Source organism: Streptomyces sp. NPDC058619 (assembly GCF_042717785.1).
Lineage (GTDB): Bacteria > Actinomycetota > Actinomycetes > Streptomycetales > Streptomycetaceae > Streptomyces.
Genome location: NZ_JBHXQN010000008.1, coordinates 13,814 through 31,590, shown reverse-complemented (window position 1 = coordinate 31,590; position 17,777 = coordinate 13,814). Strand labels below are relative to the sequence as shown.

Genomic DNA, 17,777 nt, shown 5'->3' with positions numbered 1-17,777 from the left:
CATGACGTCCACGGTGCCCACCACCGCCGTCCCGCACAGCGACGGACAGCCGCCGATCACCATGTTCGGCCCGGACTTCCCGTACGCGTACGACGACTTCCTCGCCCACCCGGCGGGCCTGGGCCAGCTCCCGGCCACCGAGCTCGGCACCGAGGTCGCCGTGATCGGCGGCGGGCTCTCCGGCATCATCTCGGCCTACGAGCTGATGAAGATGGGTCTGAGGCCCGTCGTCTACGAGGCCGACCAGATCGGCGGCCGGCTGCGGACCGTCGGCTTCGAGGGCGCCGGCACCGAGGGGCTGACCGCGGAGATGGGCGCCATGCGCTTCCCGCCGTCCTCCACGGCCCTTCAGCACTACATCGACCTCGTCGGCCTGGCCACCGAGCCCTTCCCGAACCCGCTGTCCGAGGCCACCCCCTCGACGGTCGTGGACCTCAAGGGCGAGTCCCACTACGCCGAGACCATCGCCGACCTCCCGCAGGTCTACCGCGACGTCGCCGCCGCGTGGAACGACTGCCTCGACGAGGGCGCCGACTTCTCCGACATGAACACCGCGATGCGCGAGCGGGACGTCCCGCGCATCCGCGAGATCTGGGCCAAGCTCGTCGAGAAGCTCGACGACGAGACCTTCTACGGGTTCCTCTGCAAGTCCGAGGCCTTCCAGTCCTTCCGCAAGCGTGAGATCTTCGGCCAGGTCGGTTTCGGCACCGGCGGCTGGGACACCGACTTCCCGAACTCCATCCTGGAGATCCTGCGCGTCGTCTACACCGAGGCCGACGACCACCACCGCGGCATCGTGGGCGGCTCGCAGCAGCTCCCGCTGCGCCTGTGGGAGCGCGAGCCCGAGAAGATCGTTCACTGGGCCCAGGGGACCTCGCTGTCCTCCCTGCACGGCGGCACCCCGCGCCCGGCGGTCACCCGCCTGCACCGCACGGCGGGCAACCGCATCACGGTCACCGACTCCTCCGGCGACATCCGCACCTACCGCGCCGCGATCTTCACGGCCCAGTCGTGGATGCTCCTGTCGAAGATCGAGTGCGACGACACGCTGTTCCCGATCGACCACTGGACGGCGATCGAGCGCACGCACTACATGGAGTCGTCGAAGCTGTTCGTTCCCGTGGACCGCCCGTTCTGGCTGGACAAGGACGAGGTGACGGGCCGCGACGTCATGTCGATGACCCTGACCGACCGCATGACGCGCGGTACCTACCTGCTGGACAACGGCCCGGACAAGCCCGCCGTCATCTGCCTCTCGTACACGTGGTGCGACGACAGCCTGAAGTGGCTGCCGCTGTCCGCGAACGAGCGGATGGAGGTCATGCTGAAGTCCCTGGGCGAGATCTACCCGAACGTCGACATCCGCCGTCACGTCATCGGCAACCCGGTCACCGTGTCCTGGGAGAACGAGCCCTACTTCATGGGCGCGTTCAAGGCGAACCTGCCGGGCCACTACCGCTACCAGCGCCGCCTGTTCACCCACTTCATGCAGGACCGCCTCCCCGAGGACAAGCGCGGCATCTTCCTCGCGGGCGACGACATCTCCTGGACGGCGGGCTGGGCCGAGGGCGCCGTGCAGACCGCGCTGAACGCGGTCTGGGGCGTCATGCACCACCTCGGCGGCTCCACCGACGCCACCAACCCGGGCCCGGGCGACCGCTACGACGACATCGCCCCGGTGGAACTCCCGGAGGACTGAGTCCCCGGGCACCAGAACAACGGGCCGTCCCCGCGCGAACAGCGCGGGGCCGGCCCGTTTTCACGTTTGCCGACGGGACCCGGCAGTCCGGGACGGCGGAAGCCCTGCCGGAGAATCCGGCAGGGCTTCCGTGGACGGAGATCCGTCAGGGTTCGATGAAGGAACACCTTGCTCCAGTTGCCCGTGATGAGTGCGGTCACCGACGGGCCTCTACGACCTCGTCCAGCTCCGGCCGCTCGTTCTCGATGCTCATCCGGTAAGTACGTCCCTCACTGCTGAGAAGATCCAGTCCTCGCAGTTGCCGCATGCTGAGAACCTAGCGGCTATGCCGGGGACGGCTTCCGGCTGACCGCCATCGCCAGCGGCACCATCAGCCAGACCACCCGGCCGGCCAATGGTCACTGGACCGCATGGAAGGACATCCACCAGCCGTAACGGCACTGCCGGAACCGGCTCGCAGAGCAGCGGGGCCGTCCCTCCCAGCACGTATGGGGGAGACGGCCCTGCCGTGTACGGCGACCACGCCCGGCCGCCGACGCGTCACAGGCGCACCGGGCAGCGGCCGTTCGCCGACGGGACCGGGAGCGCCACCGGGGTCAGCAGGCAGCGGCCGACCAGGCCGACGCCCGCGTCCAGGGACTCGCGGAACTCCTCCGCCAGGTCGGGCGTACGGCGCAGGGTCCACAGCAGCCGCGCCGCCGCCCAGGCGCCCGCGCGGGCGCGGTCCAGGCTCCAGGAGCCGACCAGGTGGGTCAGCGGGTCGGCGATCTCCAGGAGGTCCGGGCCCGGCATCAGCTCCTCGCGGATGTGCTCCTCCAGCGCCACCAGGGTGTCGCCGACCCGGTCGAAGTCCGCTTCCAGCGCTGCCGGTTCGCAGTTCAGGGCGCCGCAGGTCGCCACGACGGCCACCGCCAGGTCGTGGCCGATGTGCGCGTTGATCCCGGCCAGGGCGTGCTGGAGGGGGCGGACCCCCGGATGGCGCCGGTGCTGGAGCAGCGGCCGCCAGCAGGCCGGGGCCCGGTCCGCCTCCACCGCCGCCAGGTAGTGCTCGGCGAACCGCACGCCGAGGGTCTGCGCCCGTCGGGGCGCGGGGAAGTCCCCGTGCCCGATGCGCCGGTGCAGGGTCTCCGTCACCGTCAGGTAGACCCGGTTGAAGACGGCGACACCGTCCTGCGGCGGGAGCCGCTCGTCCAGGGCGCGCATCCGCGCCAGCACCGCTTCCATGGGAGGCAGGGTCGCAGGCGCCGGCCCGGATGCGGGGAACTTGGCCGTACGCTTCGCCGATTCGGGCGAAAACGCGTCAACGGGGCTTGTCCGGGCCGCCTTCGCCGTCCGGTCCGCGGCGCCCGTCCGGTCCGTCCAGCCTGTCCGGTCCGTCCCGCCCGTCCCGCCCGTCCGGGTCGTCGTAGGCGGAGGTGCCGGAGTCGAGGAGGGGCTGCTGCCGCTTGAGGTGCGCGGGGGCGAAGTACCGCAGGGCGTGGTAGCCGCCGACCACCACGATCGTGCCGAGCGCGATGCCGCCGAGTTCGAAGGTGTCGGTGATCTGGAGCCGGACCCCGCCGATCCCGATGATGATGCCCGCCGCGGCCGGCACCAGGTTCAGGGGATTGCGCAGGTCCACCCGGGCGTTCAGCCAGATCTGGGCGCCGAGCAGGCCGATCATGCCGTACAGGATGACCGTGATGCCGCCGAGCACCCCGCCCGGGATCGCGGCGACGACCGCGCCGAACTTCGGGCACAGGCCGAAGAGCAGGGCGAAAGCGGCCGCGGCCCAGTACGCCGCCGTGGAGTAGACGCGGGTGGCCGCCATGACGCCGATGTTCTCGGAGTACGTGGTGTTCGGCGGGCCGCCGACCGCCGTGGAGAGCATGGACGCGGCGCCGTCGGCAGCGATGGCGGTGCCGAGCTGGTCGTCGAGCGGATCGCCCGTCATCTCGCCGACGGCCTTGATGTGCCCGGCGTTCTCGGCGATCAGCGCGATCACCACGGGCAGCGCGATCAGGATGGCCGACCACTCGAAGGCCGGGGCGTGGAAGGCGGGCAGCCCGATCCAGTCGGCCTTGCCGACCCCGGACAGGTCCAGGCGCCAGTGGTCCACGGCCTCGCCGCCGCCCACCGGCGAGTGGATCTTCCCGAAGACGAGGTCGAAGACCCAGGAGATCGCGTACCCGAAGACCAGTCCGAGGAAGATCGCGATGCGCGACCAGAACCCGGGCAGGCACACCACGGCCAGCCCGGTGAACGCCATGACCAGCAGCGCCGTCCACTGGTCCTGCGGCCAGTACGTCGAGGCCGTGACCGGCGCCAGGTTGAAGCCGATCAGCATGACGACCGCGCCCGTCACCACCGGCGGCATCGCCGCGTGGATGATCCGCGCACCGAAGTGCCGCACCGCGAGTCCGGCGAGGAAGAGCGCCACCCCGACCACGAAGACCGCGCCGGTGACCACCGCGCTGTTCCCGCCGCCCGCCCTGATCGCCGCGGCGACCCCGACGAAGGAGAGGGAGCAGCCCAGGTACGAGGGGACCCGCCCGCGCGTGGCGAGCAGGAAGATGGCCGTCGCGACGCCGGACATCATGATGGCGAGGTTGGGGTCCAGGCCCATCAGGACCGGGGCGACGAAGCTCGCGCCGAACATCGCCACCACGTGCTGGGCGCCCAGCCCGGCGGTACGCGGCCACGACAGCCGCTCGTCCGGCCGGACCACTGCGCCCGGGGCGGGGGTCCGCCCGTCTCCGTGCAGGGTCCAGCGCACGCCGAGGCCCATGTTCCACCACTTCCGTTTCCGCCGGTCGATCGAGCGTCACGGCCGCGGGGTGCCGTCGCCGGAACGACGCCCCACCGGCGCCGCGTCGACGAGTGGGCCTCGGCGGCCAGCGATATGTTACGGCCGCATATCCACAGGTTCCTCCCGGTCCCCCCGCGAGGCTCCTTCCGCCGCCGGCTTCGGCCGCAGTACGGCGGCGCCCCCGATCAGCGCGAACGCCAGCAGGGTGACCAGGCCGAAGGAGACCACGAGCGAGGTGGCGTCCGCGACCGCGCCGATCGCGGACGGCGCGATCAGCCCCGAGGTGTACGTGATCGTCGCGACGCCGGCGATGGCCTGCGCCGGGGCGGGCCCGCTGCGCGCCGCGGCCGCGAAGGCCAGCGGCACCACGACCGCGATGCCGAGCCCGATCAGCCCGAAGCCGGCCAGCGCCGCCCCGGGATGCCGGACGAGGACCACGAGCAGCCCGCCCGCGGTGGCCAGCACCCCGCCGGCCCGGACCGTGCGCACCGGCCCGAACCGGTCCACCACGCGGTCCCCGACGAGGCGGGCGACGGCCATGGTGAGCGCGAAGGCGGTGGTGGAGGCGGCGGCCAGCCCCGCGTCCGTGTGGAGCACGTCGCGCAGGTACACCGCCGACCAGTCAAGGCTCGCGCCCTCCGCGAAGACCGCGCAGAAGCCGACGGCGCCGATCAGCAGCGCCGACTTCGGAGGCAGCGCGAAGTGCGGCGGCGCCTGGGCCTCCTGATCGTTCTTCAGGTCCAGTACGCCCTGTACGGCGACCAGCCCGGCCGCGGTCAGCGCGACCGCCGCGATCAGGTGGTGCAGCCGGGCGTCCGCGCCGGTGTGCGCGGCGACCGTACCGGCGGCGGAGCCGAAGAGGGCGCCCAGGCTCCACATGCCGTGCAGGGAGGACATGATCGAGCGGCCGAGCCGGTTCTCGGTCTCCACGCCCAGCGCGTTCATCGCCACGTCCGACATGCCCGAGGTGGCCCCGTAGACGAAGAGTGCGAAGCAGAGTGCCGGCAGGTTCGGGGCGAGGCTCGGGAGGATCAGGGACAAGGTCCACATCGCCAGCAGCGCGCGCAGTGCGGAGCGGGCCCCGAAGCGGTGGTTGATCCGTCCGGCCAGCGGCATCGCCAGGGCCGCGCCGAGGGCGGGGAAGGCGAGCGCCAGGCCGAGGGTGCCCGCGCTGAGCTGGGCGTGGTCCTGGATCCAGGGGATGCGGGTGGCGAAGGAGCCGGTGACGGCGCCGTGCGCGCAGAACACGGCGGCGATCGCGAAGCGGGCGTGGCGCAGGCGCGCCGGGCTGAGGTCGGTTTCCCCGGTCATGGGCGATAAACTATCAGGGACCCTGCCTGATAGTTAGTGGCTGTCAATCCCTAGGATGGGCGCCGTGACTCCTGCTCCCGCCCCGGTCCCGAGCCCCGCCCCGGCGCCCAACCCCACTGCGGTCGCGACCGCCGCGTCGGTCGCGGCTCCCGCCCCGGCGCCGACCCCCGCCTCGCCGAGCACGGCGCGCGCCATCAACGACCGCCTGGCCCTGCGGCTCCTCCAGGAGGCCGGGCCGCTGACGGCCAACCAGCTCAAGGCCAGGACCGGCCTCTCCCGCCCCTCGGTCGCCGACCTCGTCGAACGCCTCACCGGGGCCGGGCTGATCGAGGTCGCCGGCGAGTCCGGCGAGCAGCGCCGCGGACCCAACGCCAAGCTGTACGGGATCGTCGCCCACCGCGCCCACCTCGCCGCCCTCGACGTGCGCACGGACAGCGTCACCGCCGTGGTCACCGACCTGCTCGGCCACCCCCTCGCCGAGACCGCCCTGCCCGTCGGCGCCCCGGGCGACGCGGTCGAGGCCCTCCTGCGCACCGCCCGCGGCGCCGGAGCCGCCGACCTGCACACCGTCGTCATCGGGGCCCCCGGCCTGGTCGCCCCGGCCACCGGCGAACTCCGCGACACCAGCGGCCTGCCCGCCTGGCACCGGGACCTCGTGACGGCCCTCCAGCGGAGCCTGCCCGCCGTGGTCGTCGTGGAGAACGAGACCAACCTGGCCGCCCTCGCCGAGCAGCGCCTCGGCGTCGCCCGCGACCTGGACTCCTTCGTCCTGCTGTGGCTCGGCGCCGGCGTCGGCGCGGCCGTGGTCCTGGACGGCCGGCTGCGCCGTGGCGCCTCCGGCGGGGCCGGGGAGATCGGCTTCCTCCCCGTACCCGGCACCGGCGGCCTGCCCTCCGCCACCGACTGCGGCGGCGGCTTCCACGCCCTGGCGGGCCGGGACGCGGTCACCGCCCTCGCCCGCGCCCACGGTTTCGGCGGCCCGGCGGAGGAGGCCGTCGCCGGGGCCGCCGGGGAACCGTTCCTCGACGCCCTGGCCGAACGGCTCGCCCTGGGCGCCGCCGCGGTCGCGGCCGTCCTGGACCCGGGCTGCGTGGTCCTGGGCGGCGAACTGGGCCTCGCGGGCGGCCCGTCCCTGGCGGCCAGGGTGGCCCGCCGCCTCGCGACGCTGACCCCCCTCCCGACGGAGGTCCGCGCCACCTCCCTGGGCGGCCCGGCGGTCCTGGCGGGGGCCAGACTGGCAGCCCGGGAGGCGGCCCAGGACGTCCTGTTCGGAGGCTAGGCCGCCCGTCCTCGGAACCGCGGCCACGGCGTGGGTGAATGGGGGGCATGCTCTTCGGCTTCACGCACGTCCACGACGGTGAGCGGCTCGGCGGTGGGTACGGCGGCGATCCGTCCGGGCCACCGCCGTGGTGCTGCACGGCGCAGGCACCAGCGCGCGGACTGACTGCGCCCCTGGCCCGGGAGTTCGTGGCCCACGGCTGTCGCGCAGTCGCCTTCGACTTCTCCGGGCACGGCGAAAGCACGGACATGCTCGCCGAGTTGAGCCTGCGGCAACGGTTCGAGCGGGCCCGTAGCGGTGATCGACGCGTACGCGGGGGCGGTGCTCGCCGTGCCGGGTACGGACGCGGTCATCCCGCCCGCGGTGGACGAGGGGGTCAGCGGTTGGAGTTCCCCTTCCGAGGTGCGGGCAGAACGGTTGGAGGCGTACGTGGACGGACCGCTGCGACGATACGGCTGACCGGCCATCAGACAGGGAGTGTGAAATGAACCCTCCGCTTACCCGCTGCATATCCGTGCCGGCAGCCCTCGGCGCAGGTGCCGTGCTGGGCGCGACCGGTGCGCTCGCGGGCACGTTCGACGGCCCGGTCCTTCACGTCGTGAGCCTCGTGTTCTCCGGGGGGTGGTCGTGGGCCTGCTTCGGGTTCCTCGTCGGATACAGCCGGCAGTCGAAGGTCGAGTCGACCCTGCTGGCGTCTTCGGCGTTGGCCGTCGGCGTGATCGTCTACTACGGACTCAAGACCCTCCATCCCGCCGTACCGAGCGGAATGGCGGCCTCGGACGGGCTCCACAGGGAAGTCAACGTGTCGGGAATCCTCGTCTGGGGAACAGCCGCCCTTCTTTTGGGCGCCCCGATGGGACTCTTCGGAAATCTGGCGCGCATCCCCGGAATCGGTGGCCTTTCGTTCCGCCTGCTCGTTCCGCTGATCGTCTGCCTTGAGACCTCCTTTCGCCTCGCAGCGGAAGCGGACTCTGCGGGCCGAGGTGCCGAAGTCACCTGGAGTGCGAGTCGAGTGATCGCCATCCTCGTCGCGGTGGCTCTGGTGGGACACGTGGTGTGGACATGGCGCACCCGGCACAACAGCGCCCAAGCCGACGGCGGTTCGGACTGAGGTGCGGAGTGCTTGCGCGGGGAAGCCGTCGCGGTGCGTGCCGTCTGTCCTGGCCGCACTCCAGCGCTTCATGGACCGGGCCGCCGACGACGCCCGACGAGCTGCCGCCACTGCTGCGGATCCGGGTGGAAGCGGCGCGCCGCCGGGACTTCCACCCGCGCCGCCGCCCGCCGGTAGACCTGGCGGCCGTCGGCCTCGGAGAGGTCCAGCAGGCCCGCGATGTCCCGGTGGCCGTACGCGAACGCCTCGCGCAGCACGTACACGGCCCGCTCCACCGGGGTCAGCCGCTCCAGCAGCACCAGCAGCGCGACGGACACGCCCTCCCGCTGCTCCGCCGCCGGTGCTCCTGGAAGTCCGCGGCGGACGCGGCGACGTGGTGGCTCACCTCCGGGAGCCTGCGAGGGGGCGCCGGCCGGCGGAACGCGGGAGGACCCGGTGGCCGCCGGGCCACCGGGTCCTCACGTTCGGTCGTTGCCGTCACCCGGGGGTGGTCAGCAGGCGCCCTGGTCCTTCCATACGCCCCATTCACCGGTGGTGCCGGGGGCCTCGTTCTGCGTCCACCACTGGGCCTTCCAGGTGCGGCCCTGGTGGGAGACGAGACTGCCGCTGTTGTAGACCTGGCCCGCCACGTACGCCGGGCTGGTGCACGTACCGCCCGGAGGCGTCGTCGGCGGCGTGGTCGGGGGCGTCGTCGGCGGGGTGGTGGGCGGCGTGGTCGGCGGAGTCGTGGGAGGCGTGGTGCCGCCCGGCTGCACCACCGTGGTGCCGCGCGCCAGGTCACCGGCGAGCGCGTAGGTCGTGCCGGAGATGTTCACCGTCCAGTTGGAGGGCGTGGTGACCGGCAGGTAGTAGTTGAACGCCAGGTCGACCGAGGCGCCCGGGGCCAGCGTCTGCCAGGCCGGGAGCTTCAGGGAGACCCGGTGGAAGTCGCCCTTCAGGCCGCCCACGTTGCTTCCGGTGTGGTCGCTGCTGATCACCTTGGTGCCGAAGCCGGACTGGTCCGAGGCGTTGCCCGGCGCCGAGGTCGCGTAGTCGAACTGGAACTCGGTGCCGCCCGGGAGCGTCGACCGGGTGTTGTTGGTGATCTTGATCTTCGGGGTGATCGGGTAGTTGGAGTCGCCCAGCTTGAACTCGGTGAACTCCGTCTTGATGTCCACGGCCTGCGTCGGCAGGGCCTTGGTGGACTTCTTCGCGCCGTACGGGGCGGCGGCCTTGAACTTGTCGTACATCAGCGTGGTGAGCGTGTTGCCCGCCTCGTACTGGCCCTTGGCGGCGTTCCAGCCGTAGTCGCCGGCCATCTCCCAGACCATGGTGCCGCCGATGCCGCGGTTCACCACGTAGTCGGCCTTGGCCGCCACGGACTGCTCGTCCTCGGTGGAGAGGAAGACCTTCTTCTGCGCGTTCCACAGCCACGGCGCGACCAGTGTCGAGTCGTACTTGCGGGCGTAGGTGCCGGTCAGGGCGGTGTTCGCCGGGAAGCCGTACTTGGTGACGTAGTCGCCGACGATCCCCTTCTCGAGGTTCTTCGCGTGCCACATCGGGTTGGAACCGGCCGGCGACTCGGCGCCGTTGGTGTCCTTGTCGTGCCACAGGTTGTCGATGCCGACGGCGCCGTCACCGCACTTGGTCAGGCCGGCGCCGGCCGGGCAGGTGGTCGCGGCCGCCTTGCCCCAGAGGCCGTCGGTGCCGCCCTGTACGTTCTTGTGGCCGCGGGTGTAGTACGGCAGCCCGATGTTGATGCGGCCGGCCGGCATGGAGCCGCGGAAGTAGTGGTAGGCCCAGTCGGTGTTGAGGTAGCCGACGCCGCCGTACTGGGAGCTGCCGTAGACGTTCGCGGCGGCCAGCTCGGCGTCCTTGCCGTCGTCGAAGAGCGAGGCGTTGGGGCCGACGTACTCGTTCCAGGCGCCGTGCAGGTCGTAGGACATGATGTTGACGTAGTCCAGGTACTTCTGCATCTGGAACGTCTCCATGCCGCGCAGCAGGTACCCGGAGGAGGGCGCGGCGACGGTGAGCAGGTAGTGCTTGCCGTCGGCGGCGCCGGCCCGGTCCAGCTTCTCGCGCAGGCTCTGCATCAGGATGTCGTAGCCCTTGACGAGGCCGGCGCGGCGGGCGTTGGCCAGCTGCCAGTCGAGCGGGTTGCCCGCGTCCTTCATCGTGGTCGGGTACTCGTAGTCGATGTCGACGCCGTTGAACCCGTACTTGCGGATGAACTCGACCGAGGAGTCCGCGAAGGTGTTGATGCCGGCCTGGTTGACCGAGCCGTCGGCGTTGGTGGCCATCGAGTAGAAGCCGCCGGAGGCGACGCGGTTGCCGTCGTCGCCGAAGTAGCCGCCGGTCTCCGCCCAGCCGCCGACCGAGATCAGGGTCTTGACGTTCGGGTACTGCTTCTTGAACTTCGTCAGCTGGTTGAAGTGGCCCTTGTAGGGGAGGGCCGGGTCCATCTCGGCGCCCGCCACACCCGGCCAGGTCATCCCGGTGGCCGCGTTGTTCGCGTTGTCCGCGCCGACCGAGATCTTGTTGTTGGAACCGACGTGCGCGAAGGCGTAGTTGATGTGGGTGATCTTCGACCACGGGATGTTGTTGGCGAGGTACGCGGGGGTGCCGTCCTTGCCGGTGCGCCAGCCGGTGAAGTATCCGATGACGCGGCGCTGGTGGTCGGCGCCCATCTTCTCGCGGCCCTCGGCGTCGTAGACCGAGCAGTACGGGACGTCGACGCCGGCCGTCTTGTACAGCCCGTCGGGGCGACAGCTCTCGTTGTCTGCGGCGTGCGACACGCCCGTCGAGAGCCCGGCCACCAGCAGCCCGGCGATTGCGGCGCCGGATGCCAGGAGCATCGCTCTCGTACGTGTGGGGGACAGCATGGTGCCTCCTGGGGAGGGGAGGATGGCAGGACACGGCATGAATCAACTGGGACAGGGGCGAAACGTGTTGGCCCGTGACGTGCGCACATCTGACGGGCTGTTCCCGGGGAAGATGAAGGGAACGTTAAGAGGACTAGACCACCCCGTCAATAGGTCTGGACCAAGTGCAGGTCCATGGAGAATGCACCCACCCCCGCCACTCCCTGTGTGATCCAGGCCACACCCCGTCACCCGCATGGCCGCGGATCACCCGTGGCAGACTGGCTTCAGTACCAGTAGCAGCGCACTCCGGGGTCGGTGTAATTCCGAACCGGCGGTTATAGTCCGCGACCCGTCCGCAGCCAGCGGCCGGTTGACCAGGTGAGATTCCTGGACCGACGGTTAAAGTCCGGATGGGAGGCAGTGCGCGGCGGGCCAGTCACCGGTACGCCGCCGTCGGCGGTTCGCTAGGCACATCCCTGCGGATGCGTCCCAGTGGACCGTATTTCCGGCCTCGGCGTCCCCGCGTGTGCTGTACCGCTTCATCTGTCGTATCCCGACAGGCCCCGGAGTCCGTGCCCGATGTGGCAGGAGGACCCGGTGGCGACACACGCCGCGCACGCAGCACCCGACGCGGACAGCCGCGCCATGCGCCGAGCCGTCGAGCTCGCCGCCCGCGGACTCGGCTCCACCAGCCCCAATCCCGTCGTCGGCTGCGTCATCACCGATGCCGCGGGCACCCTCGTCGGCGAGGGCTGGCACCGGCGGGCCGGCGGCCCGCACGCCGAGGTCCACGCGCTGCGCGCGGCCGGCGACGCCGCCCGCGGCGCCACCGCCTACGTCACCCTCGAACCCTGCAACCACACCGGCCGCACCGGCCCCTGCGCCAGCGCCCTCGCCGACGCCGGGATCGCCCGCGTCGTCTACGCCGTACCGGACCCGAACCCGCAGGCCAGCGGCGGTGCTGCCACCCTGCGCGAGGCCGGCGTCGCCACGGAGGCAGGCCTGCTGCGCGACGAGGCCGAGGCGGGCAACGCCGCCTGGCTGACCTCCGTACGCCTGGGCCGCCCGTACGTCCTGTGGAAGTACGCCGCCACGCTCGACGGCCGCGTCGCCGCCGCCGACGGCACCAGCCGCTGGATCAGCTCCGCCGAGTCCCGCGCCGACGTCCACCGGCTGCGCGCCGAGGCCGACGCCGTCGTCGTCGGCTCCGGCACCCTGCGCGCCGACGACCCGCACCTCGCCGTCCGCGGCGTCGAGGGCGCCGTCCAGCCGCTGCGCGTCGTCCTCGACACCCACGCCACCGTCCGGCCCGCCGCCCGCGTCCTGGACGGGGCCGGCCCGACCCTGATCGCCGTCTCCGAGGACGCCGACACCCGCCACCTCGACGGCGTCGACGTGGCCCGGCTCCCGTACGACAAGGGCGGCGAGCACGGCAAGGGCGGCCTCGCCGTCAGTGCGCTCCTCGGCGAGCTGCACCGGCGCGGCGTCCGCTCCGTCCTCCTCGAAGGCGGCCCGACCCTCGCCGGCGCCTTCGTCGCCGCAGGCGCCGTCGACAAGGTCGTCGGCTACCTCGCCCCCGTCCTCCTCGGCGCGGGCCCCGCCGCCCTCGCCGACGCCGGCATCGGCACCCTCACCGAAGCGCTGCGCCTGCGGATCACCGACACCGCGCGCATCGGCACCGACATCCGCATCACCGCCGTCCCCGCGGCCGCGTCCGTCCCCACAGCACCCAAGGAGCACTGAGTGTTCACCGGAATCGTCGAAGAACTGGGCGAGGTCACCGCCGTCGAGCAGCTCACGGAGGCCTCCCGCTTCCGCCTGCGCGGCCCCGTCGTCACCGAGGACGCCAAGCACGGCGACTCCATCGCCGTCAACGGCGTCTGTCTGACGGTCGTGGAGAGCGCCGACGGGGAGTTCACCGCCGACGTCATGCAGGAGACCCTGAACCGCTCCAGCCTCGGCGCCCTCGCCCCGGGCTCCCGGGTCAACCTGGAGCGCCCGATGGCCCTCGGCGGACGGCTCGGCGGCCACCTGGTCCAGGGGCACGTGGACGGCACCGGGGAAATCCTCTCCCGCACCCCCTCCGAGCACTGGGAGATCGTCAAGGTCGCCCTCCCCGCGCACCTCTCCCGCTACGTCGTCGAGAAGGGCTCCATCACGGTCGACGGCGTCAGCCTCACCGTGGTCGAGGCCGCCGCCGAGTGGTTCACCATCAGCCTCATCCCCACCACCCTCGCGCTGACCACCCTCGGCATCAAGAAGCCCGGCGACCCGGTCAACCTCGAGGTCGACGTCCTCGCCAAGTACGTCGAACGCCTGCTGGCCGCCGGCGTCGACCCGCTGACCACCCGGGGGGCCGACCAGTGAGCGCCCTGACCTGGCTCAACGCCGAGGCCTTCGAGGTCTTCGGCCAGAAGGTCATCTGGTCCGACATGATCGGCAACCTGATGGGCCTGGCCGCCCTCGCCCTCGGCTGGCGGCGCTCCATATGGACCTGGCCCGCCCAGCTCCTCTCCGGTCTCATCCTCATCGCCGCCTACGCCTCCGCCCACCTCGCCGGCGGAGTCGGCAAGCAGCTCCTCGTCATCGGCGTGGCCGTCTGGGGCTGGCGCGCCTGGCAGCGCGGCAGGCAGCAGGCCCAGGACGGCTCCATCGCCGTACGCACCGCCACCTGGAAGGAGCGCGGACTGCTCCTCGCCGGCGCGGTCCTCGGCACCCTCGCCGTCGGCGGCCTGTTCACGCTCTTCCCGCACCTGTCCTGGAGCCCGTGGGCCGACGCCTACATCTTCGTCGGCACCATCGTCGCGATGGTCGCCCAGGCCCGCGGCCTGGTCGAGTTCTGGTTCGCCTGGCTCCTCGTCGACCTCGTCGGCGTCCCCCTCGCCTTCAACAACGGCCTGGCCTTCTCCGGCCTCGTCTACGTCGTCTACTTCGCCCTCGTGCTGTGGGGCGCCTACGACTGGTACCAGCGCTCGCGCACCACCCCCGCCCCGGCCCTGGAAGGAGCAACGGCATGAACGCCCTCAAGACCCCGCTCACGCCCGTGCCCGACGTCCCGGAAGAGTCCTTCCGCCTCGACCCCGTCGAGCAGGCCATCCGCGACATCGCGGCCGGCCGGCCGATCGTCGTCGTCGACGACGAGGACCGGGAGAACGAGGGCGACCTCGTCATCGCCGCCGAGAAGGCGACCCCCGAGATCATCGCCTTCATGATGAGCGAGTGCCGCGGCCTGATCTGCGCCCCGATGGAGGGCCCCGAGCTGGACCGGCTCGAACTGCCTCAGATGGTCCAGCACAACACCGAGTCGATGCAGACCGCCTTCACCGTCTCCGTCGACGCGAGCGGCGCCCACGGCGTCACCACCGGCATCTCCGCCGCCGACCGCGCCACCACCCTGCGCCTCCTCGCCGACGGCGTCAGCGGCCCCGCCGACTTCGTCCGCCCCGGCCACGTGTTCCCGCTGCGCGCCAAGCCCGGCGGCGTCCTGGTCCGGGACGGCCACACCGAGGCCGCCGTCGACCTCGCCCGCCTCGCGGGCCTGCGCCCCGCCGGCGCCATCGTGGAGATCGCCGGGGAGGACGGCGTCATGCTGCGCCTGCCCGAGCTGATCCCGTTCGCCCGCAAGCACGGCCTGACGATCATCTCCATCGAGGACCTGATCGCCTACCGCCGCTCCGCCGAGCCGACCGTGCGCCGCGAGGCCGAGGTCAGCCTGCCGACCGCCTTCGGCGAGTTCACGGCGTACGGCTACCGCTCCACCGTCGACGGCGTCGAGCACATCGCCCTCGTCCACGGCGACATCGGCGACGGCCGGGACGTCGTGGTCCGGATGCACTCCGAATGCCTCACCGGCGACATCTTCCAGTCCCAGCGCTGCGACTGCGGCCCCCAGCTGCACGCCTCCATGGAGCGCATCAGGAACGAGGGCCGCGGCGTGGTCGTCTACCTCCGCGGCCACGAGGGCCGCGGCATCGGACTGCTGTCCAAGCTGCGCGCGTACGAGCTCCAGGAACGCGGCCGCGACACCCTCGACGCCAACCTGGAACTGGGCCTGCCCGCCGACGCCCGCGACTACGCGGCCGGCGCGCAGATGCTCGCCGACCTCGGGGTGCACAGCGTCCGCCTGCTGACCAACAACCCCGAGAAGTCCGCCGCCCTCGTGCGCCACGGCATCGCGGTCTCGGCCCGCGAGCCGATGCCGACCGAGGCCGGCGAGCACAATCTGCGGTACCTGCGCACCAAGCGCGACCGGATGGGCCACGACCTGCCCTGGCTGGAGCAGGCCGCGGCCACGTCCGCCTGCGGCAGTCAGTAAGCACGCACCGCACACCCACACCGCGTACACCCGTACGCCGGACCATCCCCACCCCACGAACCACCGAGGAGCAGAGCCGTGAGCGGCAAGGGCGCACCCGAACTGAGCGTGAAGAACTGCGGAGACCTCCGAGTCGCCGTGATCGCGGCCCAGTGGCACGAGAAGGTCATGGACGGACTGGTCGACGGCGCCCTGCGCGCCCTGCACGAGCTGGGCATCGACGAGCCCACGCTCCTGCGCGTCCCCGGCAGCTTCGAGCTCCCGGTCGTGGCGAAGGTACTGGCCGGTCGCGGATACGATGCCGTCGTCGCCCTAGGCGTGGTCATCCGCGGCGGCACCCCGCACTTCGACTACGTCTGCCAGGGCGTCACCCAGGGCCTGGTGCAGGTGTCGATCGACACCGGAGTCCCCGTCGGCTTCGGCGTACTGACCTGCGACAACGACGAGCAGGCACTGGACCGTGCCGGACTCGAGGGGTCGAACGAGGACAAGGGGCACGAAGCGGTCACCGCCGCCGTCTCCACCGCCATGACCCTGCGCACGGTCAGCGAACCCTGGCGCCAGTAGGCAGCGCGGGACCCCTTATTCTGAGGACCATCATGGCGAACACATCCCCCAAGAGCTTCGAAGAGCTCTTCACCGAGCTCCAGCTCAAGGCCGCCACCGGCGACCCCGGCACGTCCCGCACCGCCGAGCTCGTCGGCAAGGGCGTCCATGCCATCGGCAAGAAGGTCGTCGAAGAGGCCGCCGAGGTCTGGATGGCCGCCGAGTACGAGAGCAAGGAAGCCGCCGCCGAGGAGATCTCCCAGCTGCTCTACCACGTCCAGGTGATGATGGTGGCGCGTGGGATCTCCCTCGACGACGTCTACGCGCACCTCTAGGCCGGAGCACGCGGCGCGGCCCACGCGCCGCGCCGCCGTACACCCCACGCACCTACGCACCAAAGGAAGACCCATGCTGCGCATCGCCGTCCCCAACAAGGGTTCCCTCTCCGGACCGGCGTCGGCGATGCTCCATGAGGCCGGCTACCGCCAGCGCAAGGAGTCCAAGGAACTCGTCACGGTCGACCCCGACAACGAGGTCGAGTTCTTCTACCTCCGCCCGAAGGACATCGCGATCTACGTCGCCTCGGGCAAGCTCGACATCGGCATCACCGGACGCGACCTGCTGCTCGACTCCGGCGCCAACGCCGAGGAGATCCTGCCGCTGAACTTCGGCCGCTCCACCTTCCGCTACGCCACCAAGCCCGGCACCGCGAAGGGCCCCGAGGACTTCGGCGGCATGACGATCGCGACCTCGTACGAGGGAATCGTCGGCAAGCACCTCGCCGAACTCGGCGTCGAGGCCGCCATCGTCCACCTCGACGGCGCGGTCGAGACCGCCATCGAGCTCGGCGTCGCCCAGATCATCGCGGACGTCGTCGAGACCGGCACCAGTCTGCGCAACGCGGGCCTGGAGGTCATCGGCGAACCGATCCTGAAGTCCGAGGCCACCGTCATCCGGCGCACCGGCGCCGCCACCGACGACCCGAAGGTCTCGCAGTTCCTGCGCCGCCTGCAGGGCGTCCTGGTGGCCCGCAGCTACGTGATGATGGACTACGACTGCCGCGCCGAGCACTTGGAGCGCGCGGTCGCCCTCACTCCGGGCCTGGAGTCGCCCACGATCTCCCCGCTGCACAACGAGGGCTGGGTCGCCGTCCGCGCGATGGTCCCCGCCAAGGAGGCCCAGCGGATCATGGACGACCTGTACGAGCTCGGCGCGCGCGCGATCCTCACCACCTCGATCCACGCCTGCCGGCTCTGACGCCCGCCGTCCCCGCCGCGACCCTCCTCCCAGAACCGAGCACAGCCACCATGGCCGAGTCCGCCGCCCAGCCCGTCACGCCCGCCCTGCCGGTGACCTTCCGGCCGACCCACACCCGGGCCGTCCTGCTGGGCGTCGGGCTCGTCATGTTCGCCACCATCACGGCGATCGCCCTGCTCCTGGAGAACCTCAGCCCGGGGGAGCGGGTCAGCTTCGTCTTCACCGCGGTCCTGCTGACCTCCGTCCTGGTCCTGCTCAGCCGGCCCAAGGTCGTCGCGGACGAGGCCGGGGTCACCGTGGTCAACCTCACCACCATCCGCCGCCTCGACTGGGCGCAGATCCTGCGCGTCAACCTGCGCCCCGGCGACCCGTGGGTGTTCCTGGACCTCAGCGACGGCACCAGCCTCCCGGTCCTCGGCATCCAGCCCGGGGTCGCCAAGGCGCAGGCGATCGCCGACGCACGCGCCCTGCGCGCCCTCGTCGAGACCCGCGGAACCGGCGCGACCGACCGCTGAGCCCGCCCAAGGTCGTGGCCGCGTACCGTTGCGGCGGCGATCTCAATGACTACCCTGGTTGGCGGGGCGCAGCCGTGCGCCCTCCCACCGGCCCCGGACCCCGTGGCCCGCGG

16 protein-coding genes and 1 riboswitch are annotated in these 17,777 nt (G+C 71.8%); of the genes, 11 read left to right on the top strand and 5 right to left on the bottom strand.

The window, feature by feature from the left end:
- Nucleotide 1: 1 nt before the first annotated feature.
- Entirely contained in the window at nt 2-1,699 is a 1,698-nt protein-coding gene (locus tag ACFWTC_RS10550; RefSeq protein WP_384028079.1) for a flavin monoamine oxidase family protein, read from the top strand.
- A gap of 540 nt (nt 1,700-2,239) precedes the next feature.
- Here ACFWTC_RS10550 and ACFWTC_RS10545 read toward each other — a convergent pair.
- From ACFWTC_RS10545 to ACFWTC_RS10535, 3 genes are all read right to left on the bottom strand, one after another.
- Entirely contained in the window at nt 2,240-2,923 is a 684-nt protein-coding gene (locus tag ACFWTC_RS10545; protein ID WP_383923742.1) for a DUF5995 family protein, read from the bottom strand.
- Nucleotides 2,924-2,999: 76 nt separating this feature from the next.
- Complete coding sequence (locus ACFWTC_RS10540; protein WP_383923739.1) at nt 3,000-4,466, bottom strand: uracil-xanthine permease family protein; 1,467 nt, start codon at nt 4,464-4,466, stop codon at nt 3,000-3,002.
- A 117-nt stretch (nt 4,467-4,583) separates the two neighbouring features.
- Nucleotides 4,584-5,798, bottom strand: a complete 1,215-nt coding sequence (locus tag ACFWTC_RS10535; RefSeq protein ID WP_383923736.1) for an MFS transporter — start codon at nt 5,796-5,798, stop codon at nt 4,584-4,586.
- A gap of 55 nt (nt 5,799-5,853) precedes the next feature.
- Between ACFWTC_RS10535 and ACFWTC_RS10530 the strand changes: the two genes are divergently transcribed.
- Nucleotides 5,854-7,077: an ROK family transcriptional regulator gene (locus ACFWTC_RS10530; protein ID WP_383923733.1), complete on the top strand. Its 1,224-nt coding sequence runs from the start codon at nt 5,854-5,856 to the stop codon at nt 7,075-7,077.
- A gap of 484 nt (nt 7,078-7,561) precedes the next feature.
- Nucleotides 7,562-8,188 (top strand): hypothetical protein, encoded by a 627-nt coding sequence (locus ACFWTC_RS10525; RefSeq protein WP_383923728.1) that lies wholly within the window; start codon nt 7,562-7,564, stop codon nt 8,186-8,188.
- 68 nt (nt 8,189-8,256) lie between these two features.
- Here ACFWTC_RS10525 and ACFWTC_RS10520 read toward each other — a convergent pair whose 3' ends face one another.
- Together ACFWTC_RS10520 and ACFWTC_RS10515 are read right to left on the bottom strand one after the other, a co-directional pair.
- Nucleotides 8,257-8,505, bottom strand: coding sequence for a sigma factor-like helix-turn-helix DNA-binding protein (locus tag ACFWTC_RS10520; RefSeq protein WP_383923725.1), 249 nt, complete (start codon nt 8,503-8,505; stop codon nt 8,257-8,259).
- Between the two features lie 174 nt (nt 8,506-8,679).
- Complete coding sequence (locus tag ACFWTC_RS10515; RefSeq protein ID WP_383923722.1) at nt 8,680-11,049, bottom strand: chitinase C-terminal domain-containing protein; 2,370 nt, start codon at nt 11,047-11,049, stop codon at nt 8,680-8,682.
- 279 nt (nt 11,050-11,328) lie between these two features.
- Nucleotides 11,329-11,459: riboswitch (FMN riboswitch) on the top strand.
- Nucleotides 11,460-11,610: 151 nt separating this feature from the next.
- On the opposite strand from ACFWTC_RS10515, the gene ribD reads away from it, so the two are divergent.
- The 8 genes from ribD (at nt 11,611) to ACFWTC_RS10475 (ending at nt 17,664) form a co-directional block, all read left to right on the top strand.
- Nucleotides 11,611-12,774, top strand: coding sequence for a bifunctional diaminohydroxyphosphoribosylaminopyrimidine deaminase/5-amino-6-(5-phosphoribosylamino)uracil reductase RibD (gene ribD / locus ACFWTC_RS10510; RefSeq protein WP_383923720.1), 1,164 nt, complete (start codon nt 11,611-11,613; stop codon nt 12,772-12,774).
- Nucleotides 12,775-13,398: a riboflavin synthase gene (locus ACFWTC_RS10505; RefSeq protein ID WP_383923717.1), complete on the top strand. Its 624-nt coding sequence runs from the start codon at nt 12,775-12,777 to the stop codon at nt 13,396-13,398.
- The gene (locus tag ACFWTC_RS10500; RefSeq protein WP_383923714.1) at nt 13,395-14,048 is read left to right on the top strand and encodes a nicotinamide riboside transporter PnuC; all 654 of its coding nucleotides are present in this window, start codon (nt 13,395-13,397) and stop codon (nt 14,046-14,048) included. The genes ACFWTC_RS10505 and ACFWTC_RS10500 overlap by 4 nt, the downstream gene beginning before the upstream one ends.
- Entirely contained in the window at nt 14,045-15,346 is a 1,302-nt protein-coding gene (locus tag ACFWTC_RS10495; RefSeq protein ID WP_383923711.1) for a bifunctional 3,4-dihydroxy-2-butanone-4-phosphate synthase/GTP cyclohydrolase II, read from the top strand. The genes ACFWTC_RS10500 and ACFWTC_RS10495 overlap by 4 nt, the downstream gene beginning before the upstream one ends.
- 78 nt (nt 15,347-15,424) lie before the next feature.
- On the top strand, nt 15,425-15,913 hold the full coding sequence (gene ribH, locus ACFWTC_RS10490; protein WP_384028077.1) for a 6,7-dimethyl-8-ribityllumazine synthase: 489 nt from the start codon (nt 15,425-15,427) through the stop codon (nt 15,911-15,913).
- Between the two features lie 32 nt (nt 15,914-15,945).
- Nucleotides 15,946-16,227, top strand: a complete 282-nt coding sequence (locus ACFWTC_RS10485) for a phosphoribosyl-ATP diphosphatase (RefSeq protein WP_383923708.1) — start codon at nt 15,946-15,948, stop codon at nt 16,225-16,227.
- A gap of 73 nt (nt 16,228-16,300) precedes the next feature.
- The gene (gene hisG, locus ACFWTC_RS10480) at nt 16,301-17,149 is read left to right on the top strand and encodes an ATP phosphoribosyltransferase (protein ID WP_267722929.1); all 849 of its coding nucleotides are present in this window, start codon (nt 16,301-16,303) and stop codon (nt 17,147-17,149) included.
- A gap of 50 nt (nt 17,150-17,199) precedes the next feature.
- On the top strand, nt 17,200-17,664 hold the full coding sequence (locus ACFWTC_RS10475) for a PH domain-containing protein (RefSeq protein WP_384028076.1): 465 nt from the start codon (nt 17,200-17,202) through the stop codon (nt 17,662-17,664).
- Nucleotides 17,665-17,777: the final 113 nt, after the last annotated feature.